The organism is Streptomyces sp. NBC_00250 (genome assembly GCF_036192275.1).
Classification (GTDB): Bacteria; Actinomycetota; Actinomycetes; order Streptomycetales; family Streptomycetaceae; genus Streptomyces.
Genome location: NZ_CP108088.1, coordinates 6,109,823 through 6,133,399 on the forward strand (window position 1 = coordinate 6,109,823; position 23,577 = coordinate 6,133,399).

Below are 23,577 nucleotides of genomic sequence, written 5' to 3' on the forward strand. Positions count from 1 at the left end.
GGCGCTGTCCACGGAACGTGGGTGATCTCCGCACAGCACGACGGTGATTCCTACCGTCACTTGCATGACTCTTCGTACACGCATCGCATCGACCACCCCCGGCGTTTCGAGCACGGCGGGCGCTCCGACCAGCGGTCCCGGCAGGGCGCCGGGCTCCGACGGGCGGGGCCGCCCCGGAGCGCGCGGCGCGGTTCCGGGGCGGGCCAGGAGGCGGACCCGGGTGAGGCGGGTCGGCGCGGCTCCCGAGGCCGTCGTACGGCGGCGGGGGGACGCCCTGTTCCCGGCGGCCGCGCAGGCGCAGGCGGAGGCGGAGGCGGCCGCGGACCCGGAAGCGGAGGAGCGTGGATCACCGGCCGGGGCACAGGAACGCGGCTCTCCGCCCGGGGCGGCGCGGGAGCGGCTGCGGGCGGTGCTGCGTGAGCGGACCCCGATGTGGGTGCAGACGCGGTGCGGGCTCGAACCGAGGACGCTGGCCGCGCTGACCGTGATCCTGATCGTGGCCGCGGGTCTCGCGGGCGGTTACTTCTGGACGGGGCGGCCGGAGCCGGTGCGTGCCCCGGAGCTCGTTCGCGCGGCCCCTGCTGCGGCCTTACCCGTCGCACCCGCCACGCGGGCCGGGCCCGGGGCGCCATCAGGGCCGGGGCCCGCGGCGGGCGGGGCGCGGGTGATCGTCGACGTCGGGGGCAAGGTGCGCAGGCCCGGGGTGCTGACCCTGCCCGCGGGCTCGCGTGTGGCGGACGCCCTGCGCGCCGCGGGTGGGGCGAAGCCGGACGCCGATCTCACCGGACTCAACCGGGCCCGTGTCCTGTTCGACGGTGAGCAGGTTCTCGTCGGCCTGCCGGGGACGCCGGCCGGCGGCTCGGGTTCCGGCTCGGGGCCGGGTTCCGGGAGCGGCCCGGGTGGTGGCGGGCAGGGGGTGCCGTTGAGCCTCAACACGGCCACGGTCGAGCAGCTCGACACGCTCCCGGGTGTCGGCCCTGTCCTTGCCCGGCACATCGTCGACCATCGCGCGGAGCGCGGAGGGTTCCGGTCGGTCGGGGAGCTGCGGGAGGTCAACGGCATCGGTGAGCGCAGGTTCGCCGAACTCGAACGGCTGGTGCGGCCGTGAACCGCGGCGGTGCGGTGGCCGAGGAGCCGGCGGGCCGGAAGGCCGCACAGGAGGAGGGGCCCGTCGATCTTCGGCTCGTTCCGCTCGCGGTGGCGGCCTGGGTGGCGGCGGCCTGTGCGGTGGGGGTCGCCGGGTGGTGGACGGTGGCCGGGGTCGTGGTCTGTCTGCTGGGAGCCGCTCTCCTGTTGACGCCGGTGGCGGCTCGGTGGCTCGGCGGGGCCGCCCGGCCGGGTGAGCGGCTCGCCGCGGACGACGGGCGGGGGCCGCGGGGCACGCCGGGGTGGCGGTTACGGGCGACCGCGTACGCCGGGGTCCTGCTGTGTGCCGCCACTGGGGCCGCCTCTGCGGGGCTGCACACGGCGGATCTGCGGCGCGGGCCCGTACCCGCCCTGGCACGGGAGTACGCACGGGCGCAGCTGGAGGTGACGGTGACCTCCGATCCTCGGCTCACCCGTCCCCATGTGCGGGGCAGCGAGTCGGTGCCGGTCTCCGTGGTCCTGGACGGCGAGGTGACCCGGGTCGAGGGGCCGGACGGGACGGTCCACCGGACCCGGGCGCCGGTGCTGGTGATCGTGGCGCCGGGGGAGGAGCGGACGGAGTGGCTGCGGCTCCTGCCCTCCACCCGGCTGAAGGTCGGTGCCCGGGTGGCGCCGCCCTCACATCCCGGTGATCCCTTCGCGGCGGTGCTCAAGGTGAGCGGGGCGGGACCGCCTCGGATCATCGGCCCACCGAGCGCGTTGCAGCGGACGGCGGGGGAGCTGCGTGCCGGTCTGCGGCGGGCGACCGACGGCCTCGAACCGGACGCGCGGGCCCTGTTGCCCGGCCTGGTCGTCGGGGACACCTCGCGGGTCGGGCCCGATCTGCGGGACGCCTTCGAGGCGACCGATCTCACGCACTTGCTGGCGGTCTCGGGAAGCAACTTGTCCATCGTCCTGCTTCTGCTGGTCGGCCGTCCCGGGCGGGCGCATCAGGTGGAGCGCGGCGGGCTCGCTCCCCGGCTGGGGATGTCGCTGCGGGTCACCTCGGTGGCCGGGGGAGCGCTGACGCTCGCCTTCGTGGTCGTCTGCCGGCCCGACCCCAGCGTGCTGCGCGCCGCGGCCTGCGGACTGGTCGTCCTGCTCGCCATCGGCACCGGGCGGCGGAGGTCGCTGATCCCCGCGCTGGCCGCCGCCGTGCTCGTCCTGGTGCTCTACGATCCCTGGCTCGCGCGCAGTTACGGCTTCCTGCTCTCGGTGCTCGCCACCGGGGCCCTGCTGACGGTGGCCCCGCGATGGAGCGAGGCGCTGCGGCGGCGCGGGGTGCCGGGCCGCCTTGCGGAGGCGTTGGCGGCGTCCCTGGCCGCGCAGGCGGTGTGCGCTCCGGTGGTGGTGGTCTTCGCCGCCCGGGTGAGCCTGGTCGCGATCCCGGCGAACCTGTTCGCCGAGCTCGCGGTGGCGCCCGCGACGGTGTTCGGCTTCGCCGCCCTCGCCGTGGCGGCGGTCTGGACTCCGGCGGCGGAGGGTTTGGCCTGGGTGGCGGGTTGGCCGGCGGGGTGGATCGCACGGGTGGCCCGGACGGGCGCGGGCCTGCCGGGGGCGGAGCTGACCTGGCCCGGCGGATGGTGGGGCGGGCTCGCTCTCGCGCTGGTGACCGCTCTGGTGGTGTTCGGGGCGCGCAAGCTGCCGTACCGGGGGCCGGCCACCCTGCTCGTCGCCGTTCTGCTTCTGCTGGTGGTGGTGCGGCCGGTGCCGTTGACCCGGTGGGTCACCGGGTGGCCTCCGCCGGGCTGGGTGTTCGCGATGTGTCAGGTGGGGCAGGGGGACGCGACGGTCCTCGCGGCGGGTGGGGATGCGGCCGTCGTGGTGGACGCCGGTCCCGACCCCGTACCGGTCGATCGCTGTCTGCGTGAACTCGGGGTGCGGAGAGTGCCGTTGCTGGTGCTGACGCATTTCCACGCGGACCATGTGGCCGGCTTGCCGGGGGTGCTGCGGGGCCGGTCGGTGGGGGCGATCCAGACGACGGGGCTTGAGGAGCCGCCGGCCCAGGCGGCGTTCGTACGGCGGACGGCGGCGGCGGCGCGTGTGCCGTTGATCCGTGCGGGGCCGGGGGAGCGGCGGAGGGCCGGGGCGCTGGAGTGGAGCGTGCTCTGGCCGACGGCCGGCTCCGGGGAGGCTTCGGGCGGGGCGAACGATGCCAGTGTCACGCTGCTCGTCCGAGCCGCGGGTGGGCTGACTCTGCTGCTTCTCGGGGATCTTGAACCGCCGGCCCAGCGGGCGTTGCTGCGGGCCCATCCCACTCTCGCGCCGGTGGACGTGCTCAAGGTGGCCCACCACGGCTCCGCGCACCAGGACCCGGGGCTGCTACGGGCCGTACGGCCGAGGCTCGCGCTGGTGTCGACGGGGCGCGACAACCCGTACGGGCATCCGTCGCCCCGGACGGTGGAGTCGTTGCGGGCCGGTGGGGCGCGAGTGCTGCGGACGGATCGGGACGGGGCGATCGCGGTCGTGGGGGCGGGACCCGGGCTCGTGGCCGTACCGAGGGGAGGTGACCCGCCGAAGTAGAGAAATCCTTGTAAAGAAATCTTTCTAAAGATACCTTTTCATCATGCCGGAGGAGACGAGTGATCCGCAGCCCGAGGGCGAGCAGCCCCGCAGTATCCGACTCACCGACCCGCGAGCCCTGCGGGCCTACGCCCACCCCCTGCGGATGTCCCTGGTGGGACTGCTGCGCAGCAGCGGGCCCTTCACCGCCACCAGGGCCGCCGAGCTGACCGGTGAATCCGTGGCCAGCTGCTCCTACCACCTGCGGATACTGGCCAAGTACGGGCTCGTGGAGGAGGCGCCGGGCGGCCGGGGGCGGGAGAAGCCCTGGCGAGCCACGGCCCGGTACACGGAGTGGCCCGATCACAGCGAGGACGCGGCCGTCGCGGAGGCGGCCGACGCGCTGAGCATCGCGATCGCAGAGCGGTACTTCGAGCGGGTCACCCGGGCGATGGGGAACCGGCACACGTTGCCGAAGGAGTGGCGGGAGGCGGAGCAGTTCGGCGATTCCCTGCTCCACCTCACCCCCGAGGAGCTGGCCGGCCTCGGGGCGCGGTTCGACGAGCTGCTCCGGCCCTACGAGGCACGCGGGTCCGACCCGTCCCTGCGGCCGGAGGGCGCACGCCCCGTCAGCGTCCTCCTGATCGCCCACCTCGACCAGGAGATCCCCGAGAGCGAAGAGGAGTGACCGAGATGGCCCTGATGGAACGCGTACCGGCACTGCTGCGCGAGCGGACCTTCCGTCGCTACTGGACCGGGCAGACCATCTCGCTCGCCGGGGACCAGATATCGCTCATGGCGATCCCGCTCGCCGCCGTCCTGGTCCTGGGCGCCGACGCCGCGGCGATGGGCTGGCTCAAGGCCGCCGAACTCCTGCCCGCGCTCCTGCTCAACCTGCCCTTCGGAGCCTGGGCCGACCGGCAGACCAGCCGCAGACGCGCGATGATCGCGGCCGACATCGGGCGGGCGGCGCTGGTCCTGACCCTTCCCGTGGCCCATCTGCTCGACATGCTGACGCTCACCCAGCTGTACGTGGTGGCCTTCGGGCTCGGCGCGCTCACCGTGCTCTTCGAGGTCTGCAACACCACGCTCTTCGTGGCGCTCGTACCCACCGAGCGCTATGTGCAGGCGAACTCCCTGGTCAACGGCAGCCGTTCGACGGCCTGGCTGGCGGGGCCCGGGGTCGGCGGGCTCCTCGTGCAGTTCCTCACCGCGCCCTTCGCGCTGGTCGCGGACGCCCTGACCTATCTGGTGTCGGCCGGGTACCTGGCCCGGATCAAGCCGGTCGAACCCCCGCCGGCCCCGGTGGCCAAGGGGCACTTCACCGAGGGGCTGCGCTGGGTGGTCCGGGAGCGTTCGATGCGCGCGCTGTTCGCCGCCTCCGGCACCGTGCAGTTCTTCAACTACATGTTCCACACCCTCTTCGTGATCTACGCGACCACCGAACTCGGCATCGGCGCCGGTCTGCTCGGCCTGGTGCTCGGGGCGGGGGCCGTGGGCGGTCTCCTCGGGGCGGTCTGCAGCGGGGCGGTCGTCCGGCGGATCGGCATCGGAGGCTCGCTCGTCGCCGGCTTCCTCGGATTCACCCTGCCTCTGGTCCTGATACCCCTGGCCGGCGGTCCTCTTCCGCTCGTGGTGTTCGTGCTGTTCGTCGCGGAGTTCCTCTCCTGCGTCGGCGTCATGATCGTCGACATCGCCGCGGGATCGCTCCAGATGGCGCTGATACCCGACGCCGTACGGGCCAGGGTCATGGGCGCCTTCCGGACGCTCAACCACGGGTTCCGCCCGCTCGGCGCGCTTGCCGGCGGCTTCCTCGGCACCGTGATCGGGCTGCGCCCGACGCTGTGGATCGCCACCGTCGGGGCCGTCTTCGCCGTGCTGTGGGTGTTGCCCTCGCCGCTGCCCCGGATGCGGGAACTGCCCTCTCCGAAAGAGGAGTCGGCACCGGTCGGATAGCCGGGTGGAGGGGAAGGCCGACCGGGCAGACTGGCGGAATGACTACGCGACCGACCGCCCCCCTTCCCGCCGAGCCCTTCACCCCCACGCCGGGGGACGTTCGGGCCTATCTGCGGCGCATCGGCGCCGAGCGGCCGGACCGCGCGGACACCGAAGCCCTGCGCGACCTGCAGCTGCGACACCTGCTGACCGTGCCCTTCGAGAACCTCTCCATCCATCTCGGCGAGGACATCGTCCTCGACGAGAAGGCGCTGCTCGACAAGGTGGTCGGGGCGCACAGGGGCGGGTTCTGTTACGAGCTCAACACCGCGTTCGCCGTACTGCTGCGGGGGCTCGGCTACCGGGTATCGCTGCTCCAGGCGCGGGTCTTCGGGCCGGACGGCAAGCCGGGCATCCCGTACGACCACCTGGCGCTGCTCGTGGAGACGGCGGACGGGGAGCGGCGGCTCGTCGACGTCGGCTTCGGTGACCACAGCCACTTCCCGCTGTCCTTCGAGGACCGCGAGGACCAGGAGGACCCGGGCGGCGTCTTCCTGCTCGTGGACACCTCCGAGGGCGACGTGGACGTGCTGCGGGACGGGAAGCCGCAGTACCGGCTGGAGGTGCGGCCGCGCCGGCTCGCGGACTTCACGGCGGGCGCCTGGTACCACCAGACCTCGCCCGACTCGCACTTCCCGCGCAGTCTCGTCTGCTCCCTGCTCACCGAGGAGGGCCGGATCACCCTCAGCGACCGGAAACTGATCACCCGGGCCCGCGGCGAGCGGGACGAGCGGACCCTGGGGAGCGAGGACGAGGTGCGGGGTGCCTACCGGGACCTGTTCGGGATCGAGCTCGACACGCTGCCGGTCGTACGCGGCGGAATTTCCGATTCGAACCCTCGGTAACGCTTGCTGCTGGTTGCCCGGTTTGCGTCGAACGCCCCAACGGTGATCGAATGCGACTTCGTTGCACAGTGAACGAGTCGCACGGGGGTGCGTGAAGAATGTTCGTTGGTCTCTTCGGGAAGCGTGCGGCGGGCGCCGCGCGAGGCGGCCCGCTCGCCGGTCTCACCGTCCCCGCCTCGGCGGGGGTGCTGACCTGTCGGGTGCTCGACCCCGTGCACGAACCGGTCCGGCAGGCCGAGTTCGTCCTCAACGACGCCGCCGGGCGCAAGGTGCTCGCCGGGGAGACCGACCCGTACGGCACGGCGCTCGCGACCGTGCCGGCGGGGGAGTACCGGCTCGCGGTCACCGCCGAGGGCTACACACCGCACCACGGCAGGGTCGTTGTCGCCGAGGGCGGCCACACGGGCCTCGACGACGTGCTGCTCCAGATCGCCCCGCAGCCCCAACTCCCCGAACCCGGCGACTGGGAGATCGACCCGACGCATTCGCAGATCGGATTCACGGCCCGGCACATCGGGCTCGCCCGGATCCACGGCCGGTTCAACGGCTTCGCCGGGGCGGTGCGGATCGGTGACCGCATGGAGGACTCGGCGATGCACGTCGTCATCGACGCGGCCTCCATCGACACCGGGGTGCAGATGCGCGACGACCATCTGCGGTCCGGTGACTTCCTCGACGTCGGGGCGTATCCGACGCTGGAGTTCTTCAGCGAGCGCTTCACGCACAGGGGCGGCAGCCGGTGGGCCGTCACCGGGGCGCTCACCCTCCACGGGGTGAGCCGCACGGTGACCCTCGACACCCAGTACCTGGGCCTCGGCAGCGGCCTGGAAGGCGAGACCCGGTGCGCCTGCCGGGCCTCCACCGAGCTGCACCGGGAGGACTTCACCCTCACCTGGCAGACGCTGCTCGCCCGGGGGATCGCCGCCGTGGGGTCGAGCATCAGCATCGACCTCGACATTCAGATCGTGCCGAAGGCCGCCGTGCGGGGCTGAGGCCTGGCGTGCGGGGCCGGCGGATGCCGGGTGGGGCCGATGACGGATGCCGGGCGGGTGGGGCCGGCGGACGCTGCCTGGGTCCGACGGATGGCGTATGGGGCCGGCCGGCGCTGTCGGTTACGGGGCCTCCAGCCAGCCCTCGTACTCGGAGGCCAGGTCGTCCAGCGCCGCCGGGTCGAGCCGGCCGTCCGGGTCCTCGACCACCACCAGCCACTGCGCGTCCTCGGCGTCGTCCTCCCCGGCCAGGGAGTCCCGTACGAGCTGTGGTTCCTCGGCGACGCCGAAACGGTCGGGGAGTTCTCCGGCGACCTCCTCGGCGGCGTCGCGGTCGGGGAGTACCAGTACGTGTCGTTCACTCACCCCGTCATTCTCGGGCATCGCCGTGCTGTCAGTGGTCCGTGGGATGCTGGACCGCGATGGCCACCAGAAAGACTTCCCCCGACGACCTCCTCGGCCCCGTGACGCTCGCCGTGGGGCAGGAGGACCTGCTCCTCGACCGCGTCGTCCAGGCGGTCGTCGCTGCCGCCCGTGCCGCCGACGCCGACACGGACGTGCGCGACCTCACGCCCGACCAGCTCCAGCCCGGCTCACTCGCGGAACTGACCAGTCCCTCGCTCTTCGCCGAGCGCAAGGTGCTGGTCGTGCGGAACGCCCACGATCTGTCCGCCGACACGATCAAGGACGTCAAGGCCTACCTCGACGACCCGATCGAGGACATCTCGCTCGTCCTGCTCCACGCGGGCGGCGCCAAGGGCAAGGGCCTGCTCGACGCGGCGCGCAAGGCGGGGGCGCGGGAGGTGGCCTGCCCGAAGACCACGAAGCCGGCGGAGCGGCTGACGTTCGTACGGCAGGAGTTCCGGACGCTGGGGCGTTCGGCCACGCCCGAGGCCTGCCAGGCGCTCGTCGACTCGATCGGCAGCGATCTGCGGGAGCTCGCGTCCGCGGTCGCGCAGCTCACGTCCGACGTCGACGGGACGATCGACGAGGCCGTCGTCGGGCGGTACTACACGGGCCGCGCCGAGGCCTCCTCCTTCAACATCGCGGACCGCGCGGTCGAGGGGCGGGCGGCGGAGGCGCTTGAGGCGCTGCGCTGGTCGCTCTCGACAGGGGTCGCGCCGGTGCTCGTCACCAGCGCGCTCGCGCAGGGCGTACGGGCGATCGGCAAGCTGTCGTCCGCGCGGGGGGGCCGTCCGGCGGACCTCGCGCGGGAGCTGGGTATGCCGCCCTGGAAGATCGACCGCGTGCGGCAGCAGATGCGGGGCTGGACCCCGGACGGGGTGTCGGTGGCGCTGCGGGCGATCGCGGAGGCGGACGCGGGGGTGAAGGGCGGCGGGGACGACCCGGAGTACGCCCTGGAGAAGGCGGTCGTCGCGGTGGCTCGGGCGGCGAGGATGCGGCGGGGCGGGTAGTCGGTCGGGGGTGGCGGCGGACCGTCGTCCCCTACGCCGAAGGCCCCACCGCTCCTGGGGAAGGAGGTGGTGGGGCCTTCGGTGTTCACGATGGTGGGCTCGCACCCGCGTGGCGAACGCGTCCGCGTGCGAGTCCTGGGTGGCCGGGTGGGAGCGGGAGAGAGGGCCCGCTGGGTCCCTTGCGGCCGGTTACATCAGAGCTCAGCCCTGGAGAGCGGCAACCTTGGTGGCCAGCGCCGACTTCTTGTTGGCGGCGGCGTTCTTGTGGATGACGCCCTTCGAGACAGCCTTGTCGAGCGCGCGGGAGGCGGCGCGAGAAGCCACGGTGGCCTTCTCGACGTCACCCGCGGCGACGGCCTCGCGGGCCTTGCGGATCGCGGTCTTGAGCGAGGACTTGACGGCCTTGTTGCGCAGGCGCGCCTTCTCGTTCGTCTTGTTCCGCTTGATCTGGGACTTGATGTTCGCCACGAAAAGAGCCTTTACAGGTTCGATGTTCCTTCTGGATGCGTCTCGCAGGCTGAGAGGGCACACGAGACACAGCTGTCCACACTATCAGCCACTCTCGTGCCCGCCCAAACCGGGCGCAGGGCGACGGGCATGGGACCATGGAGCCTACGTATCGATCCGACATCGCCCCGAGACGAGACCCTGCGTGCCCGCGACTCCTACCAACGTGCCCGAGCCGAGCCGTACCGACCCGGCTCTGATCCGCAACTTCTGCATCATCGCGCACATCGACCACGGCAAGTCCACGCTCGCCGACCGGATGCTCCAGCTGACCGGTGTGGTCGACCAGCGGCAGATGCGTGCCCAGTACCTCGACCGCATGGACATCGAGCGGGAGCGCGGCATCACGATCAAGTCCCAGGCGGTCCGGCTGCCGTGGGCGCCGACCGAGGGTCCGGGTCAGGGCGACACGCACATCCTGAACATGATCGACACTCCTGGGCACGTCGACTTCACCTATGAGGTGTCCCGGTCGCTCGCCGCCTGTGAGGGCACGGTCCTGCTGGTCGACGCGGCCCAGGGCATCGAGGCGCAGACGCTCGCCAACCTCTACCTGGCGATGGAGAACGACCTCACCATCGTTCCGGTGCTCAACAAGATCGACCTGCCGGCCGCCCAGCCGGAGAAGTTCTCCGAGGAGCTGGCGAACCTCATCGGCTGCCAGCCGGAGGACGTCCTCAAGGTCTCCGCGAAGACCGGTGTCGGTGTCGACGCGCTGCTCGACCGGGTCGTTCGGGACGTTCCCGCCCCGGTCGGTGTCGCCGACGCGCCCCCGCGCGCGATGATCTTCGACTCCGTGTACGACTCGTACCGGGGCGTGGTGACGTACGTCCGAGTGATCGACGGGCAGCTCAACAAGCGCGAGCGCATCAAGATGATGTCGACCGGCGCCACCCACGAGCTCCTGGAGATCGGCGTCTCCTCCCCGGAGATGACGCCGTCCGACGGTCTCGGCGTCGGCGAGGTGGGTTACCTCATCACCGGCGTGAAGGACGTCCGCCAGTCCAAGGTCGGTGACACGATCACCTCCCTGCACAAGGGCGCCACCGAGGCCCTCGGCGGTTACAAGGACCCGAAGCCGATGGTCTTCTCGGGCCTCTACCCGCTGGACGGCTCGGAGTACCCGGACCTCCGCGAGGCCCTCGACAAGCTGCAGCTCAACGACGCCGCGCTGGTCTACGAGCCGGAGACCTCCGCCGCCCTCGGCTTCGGCTTCCGCGTCGGCTTCCTGGGCCTGCTCCACCTCGACGTGATCCGTGAGCGGCTGGAGCGCGAGTTCGGGCTCGATCTGATCGCCACCGCCCCCAACGTGGTCTACCGCGTGGTCATGGAGGACGGCAGCGAGCACACGGTCACCAACCCGAGCGAGTTCCCCGAGGGCAAGATCGACGACGTGTACGAGCCCGTCGTACGCGCCACGATCCTCGCCCCCAGCGAGTTCATCGGCGCGATCATGGAGCTGTGCCAGACCCGTCGCGGCACCCTGATCGGCATGGACTACCTCTCCGAGGACCGGGTCGAGATCCGCTACACCCTGCCCCTCGCCGAGATCGTCTTCGACTTCTTCGACCAGCTGAAGTCCAAGACGCGCGGTTACGCCTCCCTCGACTACGAGCCCACCGGCGAGCAGGCCTCCAGCCTGGTCAAGGTCGACATCCTGCTGCACGGCGACAAGGTCGACGCGTTCTCCGCCGTCACCCACAAGGACGCCGCGTACGCCTACGGTGTGCGGCTGGTCGCCAAGCTGCGCGAGCTCATCCCGCGGCAGGCCTTCGAGGTGCCGATCCAGGCCGCGATCGGCTCCCGGGTGATCGCCCGCGAGACGATTCGAGCCATCCGCAAGGACGTCCTCGCCAAGTGCTACGGCGGTGACATCTCCCGTAAGCGGAAGCTGCTGGAGAAGCAGAAGGAAGGCAAGAAGCGCATGAAGATGGTCGGCTCGGTGGAGGTGCCGCAGGAGGCCTTCATCGCCGTTCTGTCGAGCGACGAGTCCTCCGGCAAGAAGAAGTAGCCCAGGCCGCCCCAAGTAGCTGTCCTGTGCAAACAACGGGTCCACGTGCCATGCGCGCGTGGGCCCGTTCGTTATGAAGCGACGCCCTGTAGCCCCTTACGCGCCGGTCCTCAGGCCTTTACTCTGATCCCGAATCGAAGGTTACTCGCCAGTTAGTTACGAACCACCAGAAGGCACCGCCGCCGCCCGGAGGACGTCGTGAGCGACACACAGACCCAGATCGAGAATCGGCCGCCCTCCGTGGCGTCCCTCTTCCTTGAGCGCGTCGAGCGGACTCCGGATGCGGAGGCCTACCGCTATCCTGTGCCCGCCGCCTCCGGTGCCGGCCCGGACGACTGGAAGTCGCTCAGCTGGGGACAGGCCGCCGAACGGGTCTACGCGATCGCCGCCGGCCTCGTCGACCTCGGCGTGCAGTCCGAGGAGCGGGTCGCCCTCGCCTCCGCCACCCGGGTCGAGTGGATCCTCGCCGACCTCGGCGTGATGTGCGCGGGCGCCGCGACGACCACGGTCTACCCGCAGACCAACGCCGAGGAGTCGGCGTTCATCCTGGCCGACTCCGAGTCCCGGGTCCTCATCGCCGAGGACGCGGCCCAGCTCGCGAAGGCCGTCGAGCGCCGCGGCGACCTGCCGAACCTCCGCCATGTCGTCGTCATCGACGCCACCGGGGTGGAGAGCGACGGCGAGTTCGTCCTCACGCTCGCCGAGCTGGAGGCGCGCGGCAAGGCCTACCTGGAGAAGCACCCCGAGGCCGTCAAGGAGCGGGTCGCGGCGATCACCGCCACGCAGCTCGCCACCCTCATCTACACCTCGGGCACCACGGGCCGCCCCAAGGGCGTCCGCCTGCCGCACGACAACTGGTCGTACATGGCCAAGGCCATCGCCGCCACCGGCCTCGTCACCCAGGCCGACGTCCAGTACCTCTGGCTGCCGCTCGCCCACGTCTTCGGCAAGGTCCTCACCTCCGGCCAGATCGAGGTCGGGCACGTCACCGCCGTCGACGGCCGCGTCGACAAGATCATCGAGAACCTGCCGGTCGTCCAGCCGACCTACATGGCGGCCGTGCCCCGCATCTTCGAGAAGGTCTACAACGGCGTCGCCGCCAAGGCCCGCGCCGCAGGCGGAGCCAAGTACAAGATCTTCCAGTGGGCGGCCGGCATCTCCCGCGAGTACGCCAAGGCCACCCAGGACAACTTCCGCCGCACCGGGACCGCCTCCGCACCCTTCGGCCTCACCGCCAAGCACAAGGTCGCCGACGCCCTCGTCTACGCCAAGATCCGTGAGGCCTTCGGCGGCAACCTGCGCGCCTGCGTCTCCGGATCCGCCGCACTCGCCCCCGAGATCGGCTACTTCTTCGCCGGCGCCGGCATCCACATCCTGGAGGGCTACGGCCTCACCGAGACCTCCGCAGCCTCTTTCGTCAACCCGGGCGAGGCCTACCGCACCGGCACCGTCGGCAAGCCGCTCCCCGGCACCGAGGTCCGGATCGCCGACGACGGCGAGATCCTGCTGCGCGGCCCCGGCGTCATGGAGGGCTACCACGGCCTGCCGGAGAAGACCACCGAGGTCCTGGAGTCCGACGGCTGGTTCCACACCGGTGACATCGGCGAGCTGTCCGCCGACGGCTACCTGCGGATCACCGACCGCAAGAAGGACCTGATCAAGACGTCCGGCGGCAAGTACATCGCGCCGGCCGAGGTCGAGGGCCAGTTCAAGGCCGTCTGCCCGTTCGTCTCGAACATCCTCGTCCACGGCGCCGACCGGAACTTCTGCACCGCCCTGATCGCCCTCGACGAGCCCACCGTCCTCGGCTGGGCCGCCGAGCACGACCTCGCGGGCAAGTCCTACGCCGACGTCGTCGCCGACCCGAAGACCGTCGCGATGGTCCAGGGCTACGTCGACCGCCTCAACGAGGGCCTCCAGCGCTGGCAGACGATCAAGAAGTTCCGCCTGCTGCCGCGCGACCTCGACATCGAGCACGGCGAGCTGACCCCGTCCCTGAAGCTGAAGCGACCGGTCGTGGAGCGCGAGTACAAGGCGCTCATCGAGGAGATGTACGCGGGGTCCCGGGAGTCCTGACCTCGCCCTGAGGACCTCGTTGTCCACAGGCACGGCGTTCACCTCGGGCAGTACGGGACAATGGGGCTCATGCCTTCCGTACTGCCCGATGGTGAGACCGTTCCCGACGACGGGGCGCTGCCCCCGCACGCCCTCGAAGGGGCGGGGGAGCGGCCGCTCGGGTTCTATCTGCACGTGCCGTACTGCGCGACGCGCTGCGGCTACTGCGACTTCAACACCTACACGGCCAGTGAGCTGCGGGGGACCGGAGGCGTGCTCGCCTCCCGGGACAACTACGCCGATCAGGTCGCCGAGGAGATCCGGCTCGCCCGGAAGGTGCTCGGCGACGATCCCCGGCCGGTGCGAACCGTTTTCGTGGGCGGCGGTACGCCCACGCTGCTCGCCGCCGGCGATCTCGTACGGATGCTGGGAGCCGTCCGCGAGGAGTTCGGGCTCGCCGAGGACGCCGAGGTGACCACCGAGGCGAATCCGGAGTCCGTCGACCCGGCCTATCTGGCCGAGCTGCGGGAGGGGGGTTTCAACCGGATCTCCTTCGGCATGCAGAGCGCCAAGCAGCACGTCCTGAAGATCCTCGACCGGACCCACACGCCCGGACGCCCCGAGGCGTGCGTCGCCGAGGCGCGGGCCGCCGGATTCGAGCACGTCAACCTGGACCTGATCTACGGCACCCCCGGTGAGACCGACGACGACTGGCGGGCCTCGCTCGACGCGGCCATCGGCGCCGGGCCCGACCACGTCAGTGCCTACGCGCTGATCGTCGAGGAGGGTACGCAGCTCGCGCGGCGCATCCGGCGCGGCGAGGTCCCCATGACCGACGACGACGTCCACGCCGACCGGTACCTGATCGCCGAGGACGTCCTCTCCCAGGCCGGATTCGAGTGGTACGAGGTCTCCAACTGGGCCACCTCCGAGGCCGGGCGCTGCCTCCACAACGAGCTGTACTGGCGAGGCGCCGACTGGTGGGGGGCCGGGCCCGGTGCGCACTCGCACGTGGGCGGGGTGCGCTGGTGGAACGTGAAGCATCCGGGTGCGTACGCGGCGGCGCTGGCCGGCGGGAAGTCGCCCGGCGCCGGGCGGGAGCTGCTGTCCGAAGAGGACCGGCGGGTGGAGCGGGTCCTCCTGGAGCTGCGGCTCAAGGAGGGCGTCGAGCTGTCCCTCCTGAAGCCCGCGGGGCTCGCGGCGGCCGCCAAGGCCCTGGCCGACGGACTCCTCGACCCGGGGCCGTACGAGGCCGGGCGCGCGGTCCTGACCCTGCGGGGCCGGCTGCTCGCCGACGCGGTGGTGCGGGACCTGGTGGACTAGGACGGGGGCGTCCCGAGCCGCGAGGCGGCTCGGGCGCGGGGTGCGCCCGTCGATCGACGTACGGCCCAAGGACTACGACGACGCCACGAGCTACGGCGACGCCACGAGCTACGGCGACGCCACGAGCCACGACGACGCCACGAGCTACGGGGACGTCACGAAGTCGATCAGTTCCTCCACCCGGCCCAGCAGCTCCGGTTCCAGGTCCTTGTACGACGTCACCCTCGACAGGATGTGCTGCCAGGCCGCCCCCGTGTTCTCCGGCCAGCCCAGCGCCCGGCACACGCCCGTCTTCCAGTCCTGACCCCTCGGGACCTGGGGCCAGGCCCTGATGCCCAGCGACGACGGCTTCACCGCCTCCCAGACGTCGATGTACGGGTGGCCCACGACCAGGACGTCCGGGGAGGTCACCTGGGCGGCGATTCTCGACTCCTTCGAACCCGGGACCAGGTGGTCGACCAGGACGCCCAGCCGGGCGTCGGGTGCCGGGGCGAAGTCCGCGACGATCGACGGGAGGTCGTCGACCCCTTCCAGGTACTCGACGACCACGCCTTCGATGCGCAGGTCGTCGCCCCAGACCCGTTCGACGAGTTCCGCGTCGTGGCGGCCCTCCACGTAGATCCGGCCCGCTCGCGCCACCCTTGCCCGTGCTCCCGGGACCGCCACCGAGCCCGAGGCCGTGCGGGTCGGGCGGGTGGGAGCGGCGGACGGGCGGATCAGGGTCACCACCCGGCCCTCCAGGAGGAAGCCGCGCGGGTCGAGCGGGAACACGCGGTGCTTGCCGAAGCGGTCCTCCAGGGTCACCGTGCCCGCCTCGCAGCGGATCACCGCCCCGCAGAAGCCCGTCGTGACCTCCTCGACGACGAGGTCACGGTCGGCCGGGACCTCCGGAACGGGCGCCGACTTCTTCCAAGGGGGTGTCAGATCCGGGTTGTAGCTGCGCATTTCGGTGACGTTAGGCCACCTGGAAGCGGTGTGCCAGTTCCTCCCGCTGGAGTCGTACGAACGTGGCGTCCACCACCGACCCGTGCCCCGGCACGTACACCGCCTCCTCGCCGCCGAGCCCGAGGAGCCGGTCCAGCGCGTCCGGCCAGCGGGAGGGGATCGCGTCCGGGCCCGCCTGCGGCTCGCCCGACTCCTCGACCAGATCGCCGCAGAAGACCACCTCCCGCTCGCCCGGCACCAGGAGCACCAGGTCGTGGCCCGTGTGGCCGGGGCCGACGTTCGCGAGGAGGACCTGCCGGCCGCCCAGGTCGAGCGTCCACTCGCCGGAGACCACGTGCCGGGGGGCCACCAGGACGTCCACGGCCTCCGTCGCGGCCGTCTCGTCGAGCCCGTGCCGTACGGCGTCCTCGCGCAGCGCCTCCCGGTCCCGCACCCGGCCGAGGAGCTCGTCCGAGCCCACCGCGCCGAAGACCTCCGCGCCGGAGAAGGCCGCCGTGCCGAGAACGTGGTCGAAATGGGGATGGCTCAGTGCGATGTGCGTCACTCTCCGGTCGCCCGTGAGGCCCGCGATCTGGCTCCGCAGCTCGGCGCCCTCCGCGAGCGAGGAGCCCGTGTCGTACAGCAGCACCGCCCGTTCACCCAGTACCAGTCCGACCGTGGCGTCCCACCCGGGCAGCCGTCGCCGGCCCACTCCGTCGGCGAGCCGCTCCCATCCGTACGCTTCCCAATCCACGTCCATGCCGCGACGCTAACCGGTGGGGGCGTCGCCTCCTTGCCAGGAGCGACGCCCGCCGCCGTACACTGGCCGGGGGATCGCTGGCACTCGGACAGGGCGAGTGCCAAAAGCGGAGCAACCGGAACGACGACGACAGCTGGAGGTGCGCACGATGCTCAGCGAACGCAGACTCGAGGTCCTGCGTGCCATCGTCCAGGACTACGTCGGGACGGAGGAGCCCGTCGGCTCCAAGGCACTCACCGAGCGCCACAAGCTCGGCGTCTCGCCCGCCACCGTGCGCAACGACATGGCCGTGCTGGAGGAGGAGGGCTTCATCGCCCAGCCCCACACCAGCGCCGGCCGCATCCCGACCGACAAGGGCTACCGCCTCTTCGTCGACCGGCTCGCCGGCGTCAAGCCGCTGTCGACGCCCGAGCGCCGGGCCATCCACAACTTCCTCGACGGCGCGGTGGACCTGGACGACGTCGTCGGCCGCACGGTCCGGCTGCTCGCCCAGCTGACCCGTCAGGTCGCCGTCGTCCAGTACCCCTCGCTGACCCGCTCGACCGTCCGGCACGTGGAGCTGCTCTCGCTGGCCCCCGCCCGCCTGATGCTGGTGCTCATCACGGACACCGGCCGCGTCGAGCAGCGCCTCATCGACTGCCCCGCACCCTTCGGCGAGACCTCGCTCGCCGATCTCCGGGCCCGGCTCAACAGCCGGGTCGTCGGCCGCCGGTTCGCCGACGTGCCGCAGCTGGTGCAGGACCTCCCCGAGTCCTTCGAGGAGGTCGAGGACCGAGCCACGGTCTCGACCGTGCTCGCCACCCTCCTCGAAAGCCTCGTCGAGGAGCACGAGGAGCGGCTGATGATCGGCGGAACCGCCAATCTCACCCGCTTCGGACACGACTTCCCCCTGATGATCAGGCCCGTCCTGGAAGCCCTTGAGGAGCAGGTCGTGCTCCTCAAGCTGCTGGGCGAGGCCAAGGAATCGGGCATGACCGTACGCATCGGGCACGAGAACGCCCACGAGGGGCTGAGCTCCACGTCCGTCGTCTCGGTCGGCTACGGTTCGGGCGGCGAGGCAGTCGCCAAACTCGGCGTGGTCGGACCGACCCGCATGGACTACCCCGGAACGATGGGAGCGGTACGCGCAGTGGCACGTTACGTCGGACAGATCCTGGCGGAGTCGTAAGTGGCCACGGACTACTACGCCGTACTCGGCGTGCGCCGCGACGCCTCCCAGGACGAGATCAAGAAGGCCTTCCGGAGGCTCGCGCGCGAGCTGCACCCGGATGTGAATCCCGATCCGAAGACGCAGGAACGCTTCAAGGAGATCAACGCCGCCTACGAGGTCCTCTCGGACCCGCAGAAGAAGCAGGTCTACGACCTGGGTGGCGACCCGCTCTCGGCCTCCGGCGGAGGCGGCGCGGGCGGCTTCGGGGCCGGTGGCTTCGGCAACTTCTCCGACATCATGGACGCCTTCTTCGGCACGGCCTCGCAGCGCGGCCCGCGCTCGCGGACCCGCCGCGGCCAGGACGCCATGATCCGTCTGGAGATCGACCTCAACGAGGCGGCCTTCGGCACCACCAAGGACATCCAGGTCGACACGGCGGTCGTCTGTACGACCTGCTCGGGCGAGGGCGCCGCTCCCGGCACCTCCGCGCAGACCTGTGACATGTGCCGCGGCCGTGGCGAGGTCTCGCAGGTCACCCGGTCCTTCCTGGGCCAGGTCATGACCTCGCGCCCCTGCCCGCAGTGCCAGGGCTTCGGCACCGTGGTCCCGACCCCGTGCCCCGAGTGCGCGGGCGACGGCCGGGTCCGCTCCCGCCGCACCCTCACCGTCAAGATCCCGGCCGGTGTCGACAACGGCACCCGGATCCAGCTCGCGGGCGAGGGCGAGGTCGGCCCGGGCGGCGGCCCCGCCGGCGACCTGTACGTCGAGATCCACGAGACGCCGCACGACACCTTCCAGCGGCGCGGCGACGACCTGCACTGCACGGTCACCATCCCGATGACCGCGGGCGCGCTCGGCACCAAGGTGCCGCTGCAGACCCTCGACGGCGTCGAGGAGATCGACATCCGTCCGGGCACCCAGTCCGGCCAGTCGATCCCGCTGCACGGCCGTGGCGTCACCCATCTGCGTGGCAACGGCCGGGGCGACCTGATCGTGCACGTCGAGGTGCAGACCCCGGGCAAGCTCGACGCCGAGCAGGAGCGCCTCCTGCGCGAACTGGCCAAGCTGCGCGGCGAGGAGCGGCCCACGGGGCAGTTCCAGCCGGGGCAGCAGGGGCTGTTCTCGCGGCTCAAGGACGCGTTCAACGGGCGGTAGACAGCGGCGGTATCCGTTGTACGGAAGGGCGGCACACGCGATCGGGCGGGTGCCGCCCTTTCCGTACGTGACGCATTCCGTACGTGACGTATTACGTACCTGACGTACGAATTCGGCCCGGAAGCGGCGGCATGGCACGATGCCCGTATGTCCACCACCGCACTGAACGATCTCTCTCGGTTTCCGATCGTGCAGGCCCCCATGGCGGGTGGCGCCTCCTGTCCCGAGCTGGTCGGAGCCGTGTGCGCGGCCGGGGCGCTCGGCTTCCTGGCCGGCGGGTACAAGACGGCCGGAGGCCTCTACCAGGAGATCAAGCAGGTGCGCGGGCTCACCGCACGCCCCTTCGGTGTCAACCTCTTCCTGCCGGAGTCCGGACGGCCCGCCGACCCCGCCGCCGTCGAGGTCTACCGGCATCAGCTCGCGGGTGAGGCCACCTGGTACGAGACCCCGCTCGGCGATACCGACGACTGCCGTGACGACGCCTACGACGCCAAGCTGGCGATCCTCCTGGAGGACCCGGTCCGCGTCGTCTCCTTCACCTTCGGCTGCCCCGCGTCCGAGGTCCTCGCCTCCTTCGCGCGCGTGGGTACGTTCACGATCGTGACGGTCACCTCCGCCGAGGAGGCCCTCGCCGCGGAGCGGGCCGGAGCCGACGCCGTCTGTGTCCAGGGCGTCGAGGCGGGCGGACACCAGGGCACGTTCCGTGACGACCCCGCCGACGACGCCCCGGGCACCGGACTGCTCGCCCTCCTCACCCAGGTCCGTGAGAGCGTCGCCCTGCCGATCGTCGCCGCGGGCGGCATCATGCGCGGCGCGCAGATCGCCGCCGTCCTGGCCGCCGGCGCCGAGGCCGCCCAGCTCGGCACGGCCTTCCTCTGCTGCCCCGAGTCGGGCGCCCACCCGCTGCACAAGCGGGCCCTGACCGATCCGCTGTTCACCCGGACCGCCTTCACCCGGGCCTTCTCCGGGCGCTCGGCGCGCGGCCTCGTCAACCGTTTCATGCGCGAGCACGGGCCGTACGCCCCCTCCGCGTACCCCGAGATCCATCACCTCACCGCCCCGATCCGCAAGGCGGCCGCCACCGCGGGCGACGCGCAGGGCATGGCCCTGTGGGCCGGTCAGGGCCACCGGCTCGCCCGTGAACTCCCCGCCGGGCAGCTGGTCGAGGTGCTGGCCGCCGAACTCGACACCGCGCTCTCCGAGCCGGCCCACAGGAGCAACTCATGACCGCACCCGTCTTCGTCGTCGACGCCGTCCCCGGCCCCGGGAGCTTCCTCCTGGACGGCCCCGAGGGCCGGCACGCCGTCTCCGTGAAGCGGCTGCGGGAGGGCGAGGAACTCGTCCTCGCCGACGGCCGGGGCCGCTGGGCCGCGTGTGTGGTGCTCGCCGCCGAGGGCAAGGACCAGCTCACCGTGCGGGTCGACGAGGTCCACGAAGACGTCGAGGAGGAGCCCCGGATCACCGTCGTCCAGGCACTGCCCAAGGGCGACCGGGGCGAACTCGCCGTCGAGACCATGACGGAGACCGGGGTGGACGCCGTCGTCCCGTGGGCCGCCTCCCGCTGCATCACGCAGTGGAAGGGCGACCGGGGCCTCAAGGCGCTCGCCAAGTGGCGGTCCACCGCGCGCGAGGCCGGCAAGCAGTCGCGCCGCTCCCGGTTCCCCGAGGTCGCGGACCTGATGACGACCAAGCAGGTCGCCGCGCTGCTCGCCGGCGCCGACTTCGCGGCCGTCCTGCACGAGGACCGCGACCACCCGAGCGGGGCGCTCGCCACCGCCGAACTCCCGGTGAAGGGCTCGATCGTGCTGGTCGTCGGCCCCGAGGGCGGGGTCTCCCCGGAGGAGCTCGCCGCGTTCGAGGCGGCCGGGGCGAAGCCGTACCGGCTCGGCCGGAGCGTGCTGCGCACCTCGACGGCGGGCACGGCGGCGACGGCGCTCGTCCTGGGGCGTACCGGGCGCTGGAGCTAGAACCTGTCCGACGGATCATGGCCGGGGCCGGGCAGTCCTTAGGTCGTGTCCGCCTTCGTCAGGGTGTCGTAGAGGGGCCAGCCGTCCTCGTCCCGGATGCCGTGTGCGGTCGGGAGGAGATCGCGGGCCGTGGCCTCGTCGAGGAAGCGGCGTACGACGCCCGGCTCGTTCAGGTTGAGGATGTCGCCGCCCGTCGACGCGATGTCCCCGGCGCCGAAGGGATAGCCGGAGACGATGCGGCCCGGGGCGTCCCGGAAGACCAGACGGAGCCCGCTGTGGCGGTTCTCGGTGCGGCGCAGGGTGAGGAAGGTCAGACAGTCCGGGTCGTGCCGGTGACCGACCGTCCACAGCCACACCGTGTCGTCCACCGTCAGCCTGCGCGGTACCCGGTCCCGTCTCATCCGGCGAAGTGTACGGAGCGGGCACCGGACCGAACCCGGTGGACACCGGCCCCCGTGCGCTCCTTAGGCTGATCGCATGGCCGACGAGTCCCCCCTGATCCGCAGTCTGCGCGCAGCGGTCGCCGCCGCGCCCGACGACGTGCCCCTCCGTCTCCACTTCGGCGAACTCCTCCTCTCCGAGGGACGGAACGACGAGGCCGTCGCGGAGGCGGCCGTGGCCCTCCAGCACGCGCCGGGGGACGCCGGCGCCCGCGCGCTGATGGTGCGCGCCATGGGGATGCCGCCGGCCCCGGCCCCGGCCACCGCTCCCGCCGCGAGTGCGCCCGAGCCGCCCGAGGTGCCCGCCGGCCAGGCCCCCGGCTTCGACTGGGACGCCGCCGAGCAGCAGGTCCAGGACCTCGTCGGACCTCGTTTCCTGGAGGACCCGCAGGCCGCCGACGGCGGCGGCGCCACCGGGGACACCGCCGCCTGGGACGTCGACGCGCCGGGCTCCGTACGCCTCGCCGACGTCGGCGGCATGGACGAGGTCAAGGACCGGCTCGAAGCCGCCTTCCTCGCCCCCATGCGCAACCCCGAACTGCGCAGGCTGTACGGCAAGTCGCTGCGCGGCGGCCTGCTCCTCTACGGCCCGCCCGGCTGCGGCAAGACCTTCATCGCGAGGGCAGTCGCCGGTGAACTCGGCGCGAACTTCCTCACCGTCTCGCTCTCCGACGTCCTCGACATGTGGATCGGCGCGTCCGAGAAGAACATCCACGACATCTTCGAGACCGCCCGCCGCCAGGCCCCCTGCGTCGTCTTCCTCGACGAGCTGGACGCCCTCGGCGCCAAGCGCTCCCGCACCCACCACAGCGGTCTGCGCAATGTCGTCAACCAGCTCCTCACCGAGCTCGACGGCATCGCGAGCGGCGCCGGCAACGAGGGCGTCTTCGTGCTCGCCGCCACCAACGTGCCCTGGGACGTGGACATCGCGCTGCGCCGCCCAGGCCGCCTCGACCGCACCCTCCTCGTGCTGCCGCCGGACGCCACCGCGCGCGAGTCGATCCTCCGCTACCACCTGCGCGAGCGTCCCATCGAGGCCGTCGACCTCGGCAAGCTCGTCAAGGCCACCGAGGACTTCTCCGGCGCCGACCTCGCCCACGTCTGCGAGACGGCCGCCGAGGCCGCGCTCCTCGACTCCGCCCGCAGCGGCTCCGTACGCCTCATCACCACCAAGGACCTGCTCGGCGCGGCCAAGCAGATCAAGCCGTCCACCGAGCCGTGGTTCGCCGCCGCCCGGAACGTCGCCATGTTCGCCAACGAGGGCGGCCTGTACGACGACCTCCTCGCCCACCTCAAGAAGAAGCGCAAGCTGTGACCACCCCGACCGCGCTGCTGCGCGCCGAGGCCCTGTACGACACCGGGCGGTACGCGCAGGCCGGGCAGCTCGTCGCCCAGCACCTGGCGAGCGAGCCGGAGGACGCCGAGGCGCTGGTCCTGCTCGCCCGCTGCCACCACCGCGCCGAGGACCACCAGGCCGCCCTGGACGCCGTCGACGGCGCGCTGCGCGCCGAACCCGAGCTGCTCATGGCCTGGCTGATGCGCGTCCAGATCCTGCTCGGCCTGCAGCGGTTCCAGGACGCGGAGACCTCCGCCCGGTACGCCGTGCAGCTCGCCCCGCAGTACTGGGGCACCCACTACGCCCTCGGCACCGCCCTCGCCCAGTTCGCGGAGCACGCGCGTACGCCCGCGCGTACCGTCGAGGCGTACGAGGCGGCGCGGGCCGCCGTCAGCCTCGCCCCCGAGGAGGACGCCGCCCACTTCCTGGTGGGGCTCACCGCCCAGCGCCGGGGCGACCACGCCACCGCGCAGCGGGCGTACGAGACGGCTCTGCGGCTCAACCCGCAGAGCAGCGAGGCCCACAACAACCTGTCGCTGCTGCGGCTGCGGCGCCGCTGGTTCCGGCGCGGGGCCTGGACCCAGGCCGCCGAGGGCTTCGTCGCCTCCGCAGCGCTCGACCTCCAGGACCGCAAGGCCCGCTACAACCTGGAGGCCATGGCCTGGAACACCGTGGCGGGTGCGCGCTGGGTGGCACTCGTCGGTTTCGTGGCCTCCGCCGCCGCCGTCGTCGCGATCCCCGGGCGCGCGACCTGGGCCGACGCGGCCGTCCCGCTCCTGGTCGGCGGGGCCGTGATCCTCGGCGCCTGGACCGGATGGGCGGTGTGGATGGCCCGCCGGGTGCCGCCCCGCCTGCGCCGCCCGCTGCTCCTCGTGGCGCGCAACTGCCGGCCCGTGCTGTTCATGGCCGGGGCCGTCGGACTCCTCGGCCTCTACTCGCTCGCCTCGCTCGCCCTGTGGTCCTTCGACTCGGGCGTGGTGAGCGGATTCGGCACACCCCTCTTCTGGGGCGTGATCATCACGTACTGGGTGAGCCGCTCGGCCCTCAACCGGCGCGCCCCCAAGGACTGACCGGGGAC

At 72.1% G+C, this 23,577-nt stretch carries 21 protein-coding genes; 16 read left to right on the top strand and 5 right to left on the bottom strand.

Going from position 1 to position 23,577, the window contains the following annotated elements; all coding sequences use genetic code 11:
- The first annotated feature begins 64 nt into the window (after positions 1 to 64).
- The 6 genes from OG259_RS27590 (at position 65) to OG259_RS27615 (ending at position 7,459) form a co-directional block, all read left to right on the top strand.
- Positions 65 to 1,108: a helix-hairpin-helix domain-containing protein gene (locus tag OG259_RS27590; RefSeq protein WP_443052025.1), complete on the top strand. Its 1,044-nt coding sequence runs from the start codon at positions 65 to 67 to the stop codon at positions 1,106 to 1,108.
- A complete protein-coding gene (locus OG259_RS27595) occupies positions 1,105 to 3,648 on the top strand; it encodes a ComEC/Rec2 family competence protein (RefSeq protein WP_328944697.1) in 2,544 nt (847 codons plus the stop codon). The genes OG259_RS27590 and OG259_RS27595 overlap by 4 nt, the downstream gene beginning before the upstream one ends.
- 43 nt (positions 3,649 to 3,691) lie before the next feature.
- Positions 3,692 to 4,315, top strand: coding sequence for a winged helix-turn-helix domain-containing protein (locus tag OG259_RS27600; RefSeq protein WP_328944698.1), 624 nt, complete (start codon positions 3,692 to 3,694; stop codon positions 4,313 to 4,315).
- A gap of 5 nt (positions 4,316 to 4,320) precedes the next feature.
- A complete protein-coding gene (locus OG259_RS27605; RefSeq protein WP_443052026.1) occupies positions 4,321 to 5,583 on the top strand; it encodes an MFS transporter in 1,263 nt (420 codons plus the stop codon).
- Positions 5,584 to 5,621: 38 nt separating this feature from the next.
- On the top strand, positions 5,622 to 6,467 hold the full coding sequence (locus tag OG259_RS27610) for an arylamine N-acetyltransferase family protein (protein ID WP_328944700.1): 846 nt from the start codon (positions 5,622 to 5,624) through the stop codon (positions 6,465 to 6,467).
- Between the two features lie 98 nt (positions 6,468 to 6,565).
- Positions 6,566 to 7,459 (top strand): YceI family protein, encoded by an 894-nt coding sequence (locus tag OG259_RS27615; protein ID WP_328944701.1) that lies wholly within the window; start codon positions 6,566 to 6,568, stop codon positions 7,457 to 7,459.
- Positions 7,460 to 7,579: 120 nt separating this feature from the next.
- Here OG259_RS27615 and OG259_RS27620 read toward each other — a convergent pair whose 3' ends face one another.
- On the bottom strand, positions 7,580 to 7,840 hold the full coding sequence (locus tag OG259_RS27620; protein WP_443052027.1) for a hypothetical protein: 261 nt from the start codon (positions 7,838 to 7,840) through the stop codon (positions 7,580 to 7,582).
- Positions 7,841 to 7,878: 38 nt separating this feature from the next.
- On the opposite strand from OG259_RS27620, the gene holA reads away from it, so the two are divergent.
- Positions 7,879 to 8,871, top strand: a complete 993-nt coding sequence (gene holA / locus OG259_RS27625; RefSeq protein WP_328944703.1) for a DNA polymerase III subunit delta — start codon at positions 7,879 to 7,881, stop codon at positions 8,869 to 8,871.
- Between the two features lie 201 nt (positions 8,872 to 9,072).
- Here the strand turns inward: holA and rpsT are convergent, their stop codons facing one another.
- Complete coding sequence (gene rpsT, locus OG259_RS27630; protein ID WP_030317512.1) at positions 9,073 to 9,339, bottom strand: 30S ribosomal protein S20; 267 nt, start codon at positions 9,337 to 9,339, stop codon at positions 9,073 to 9,075.
- A 184-nt stretch (positions 9,340 to 9,523) separates the two neighbouring features.
- Here rpsT and lepA point away from each other — a divergent pair, with 184 nt between their 5' ends.
- From lepA to hemW, 3 genes are all read left to right on the top strand, one after another.
- The gene (lepA, locus tag OG259_RS27635) at positions 9,524 to 11,389 is read left to right on the top strand and encodes a translation elongation factor 4 (RefSeq protein ID WP_266891780.1); all 1,866 of its coding nucleotides are present in this window, start codon (positions 9,524 to 9,526) and stop codon (positions 11,387 to 11,389) included.
- Positions 11,390 to 11,587: 198 nt separating this feature from the next.
- Positions 11,588 to 13,465 carry an AMP-dependent synthetase/ligase gene (locus tag OG259_RS27640; RefSeq protein WP_328944704.1) on the top strand — a complete coding sequence of 626 codons (1,878 nt, stop codon included), beginning with the start codon at positions 11,588 to 11,590 and terminating at the stop codon, positions 13,463 to 13,465.
- Positions 13,466 to 13,534: 69 nt separating this feature from the next.
- Positions 13,535 to 14,767, top strand: a complete 1,233-nt coding sequence (gene hemW, locus OG259_RS27645) for a radical SAM family heme chaperone HemW (RefSeq protein ID WP_328944705.1) — start codon at positions 13,535 to 13,537, stop codon at positions 14,765 to 14,767.
- Positions 14,768 to 14,911: 144 nt separating this feature from the next.
- On the opposite strand, the gene OG259_RS27650 is transcribed toward hemW, so the two are convergent.
- Entirely contained in the window at positions 14,912 to 15,712 is an 801-nt protein-coding gene (locus tag OG259_RS27650) for a DUF3097 domain-containing protein (protein ID WP_328944706.1), read from the bottom strand.
- 10 nt (positions 15,713 to 15,722) lie between these two features.
- On the bottom strand, positions 15,723 to 16,451 hold the full coding sequence (locus OG259_RS27655) for an MBL fold metallo-hydrolase (protein ID WP_328944707.1): 729 nt from the start codon (positions 16,449 to 16,451) through the stop codon (positions 15,723 to 15,725).
- Positions 16,452 to 16,599: 148 nt separating this feature from the next.
- On the opposite strand from OG259_RS27655, the gene hrcA reads away from it, so the two are divergent.
- The 4 genes from hrcA (at position 16,600) to OG259_RS27675 (ending at position 20,723) form a co-directional block, all read left to right on the top strand.
- A complete protein-coding gene (hrcA, locus tag OG259_RS27660; RefSeq protein ID WP_266891771.1) occupies positions 16,600 to 17,619 on the top strand; it encodes a heat-inducible transcriptional repressor HrcA in 1,020 nt (339 codons plus the stop codon).
- A complete protein-coding gene (gene dnaJ, locus OG259_RS27665; protein WP_328944708.1) occupies positions 17,620 to 18,756 on the top strand; it encodes a molecular chaperone DnaJ in 1,137 nt (378 codons plus the stop codon).
- Positions 18,757 to 18,903: 147 nt separating this feature from the next.
- A complete protein-coding gene (locus tag OG259_RS27670) occupies positions 18,904 to 19,983 on the top strand; it encodes a nitronate monooxygenase (RefSeq protein ID WP_328944709.1) in 1,080 nt (359 codons plus the stop codon).
- Positions 19,980 to 20,723, top strand: a complete 744-nt coding sequence (locus OG259_RS27675; RefSeq protein WP_328944710.1) for a 16S rRNA (uracil(1498)-N(3))-methyltransferase — start codon at positions 19,980 to 19,982, stop codon at positions 20,721 to 20,723. Before OG259_RS27670 ends, OG259_RS27675 begins: the two co-directional genes overlap by 4 nt.
- 38 nt (positions 20,724 to 20,761) lie before the next feature.
- On the opposite strand, the gene OG259_RS27680 is transcribed toward OG259_RS27675, so the two are convergent.
- On the bottom strand, positions 20,762 to 21,124 hold the full coding sequence (locus OG259_RS27680) for a hypothetical protein (RefSeq protein WP_328944711.1): 363 nt from the start codon (positions 21,122 to 21,124) through the stop codon (positions 20,762 to 20,764).
- Positions 21,125 to 21,200: 76 nt separating this feature from the next.
- On the opposite strand from OG259_RS27680, the gene OG259_RS27685 reads away from it, so the two are divergent.
- Positions 21,201 to 22,478, top strand: coding sequence for an ATP-binding protein (locus OG259_RS27685; protein ID WP_328944712.1), 1,278 nt, complete (start codon positions 21,201 to 21,203; stop codon positions 22,476 to 22,478).
- Complete coding sequence (locus OG259_RS27690) at positions 22,475 to 23,569, top strand: tetratricopeptide repeat protein (RefSeq protein WP_328944713.1); 1,095 nt, start codon at positions 22,475 to 22,477, stop codon at positions 23,567 to 23,569. The genes OG259_RS27685 and OG259_RS27690 overlap by 4 nt, the downstream gene beginning before the upstream one ends.
- Positions 23,570 to 23,577 lie beyond the last annotated feature (8 nt).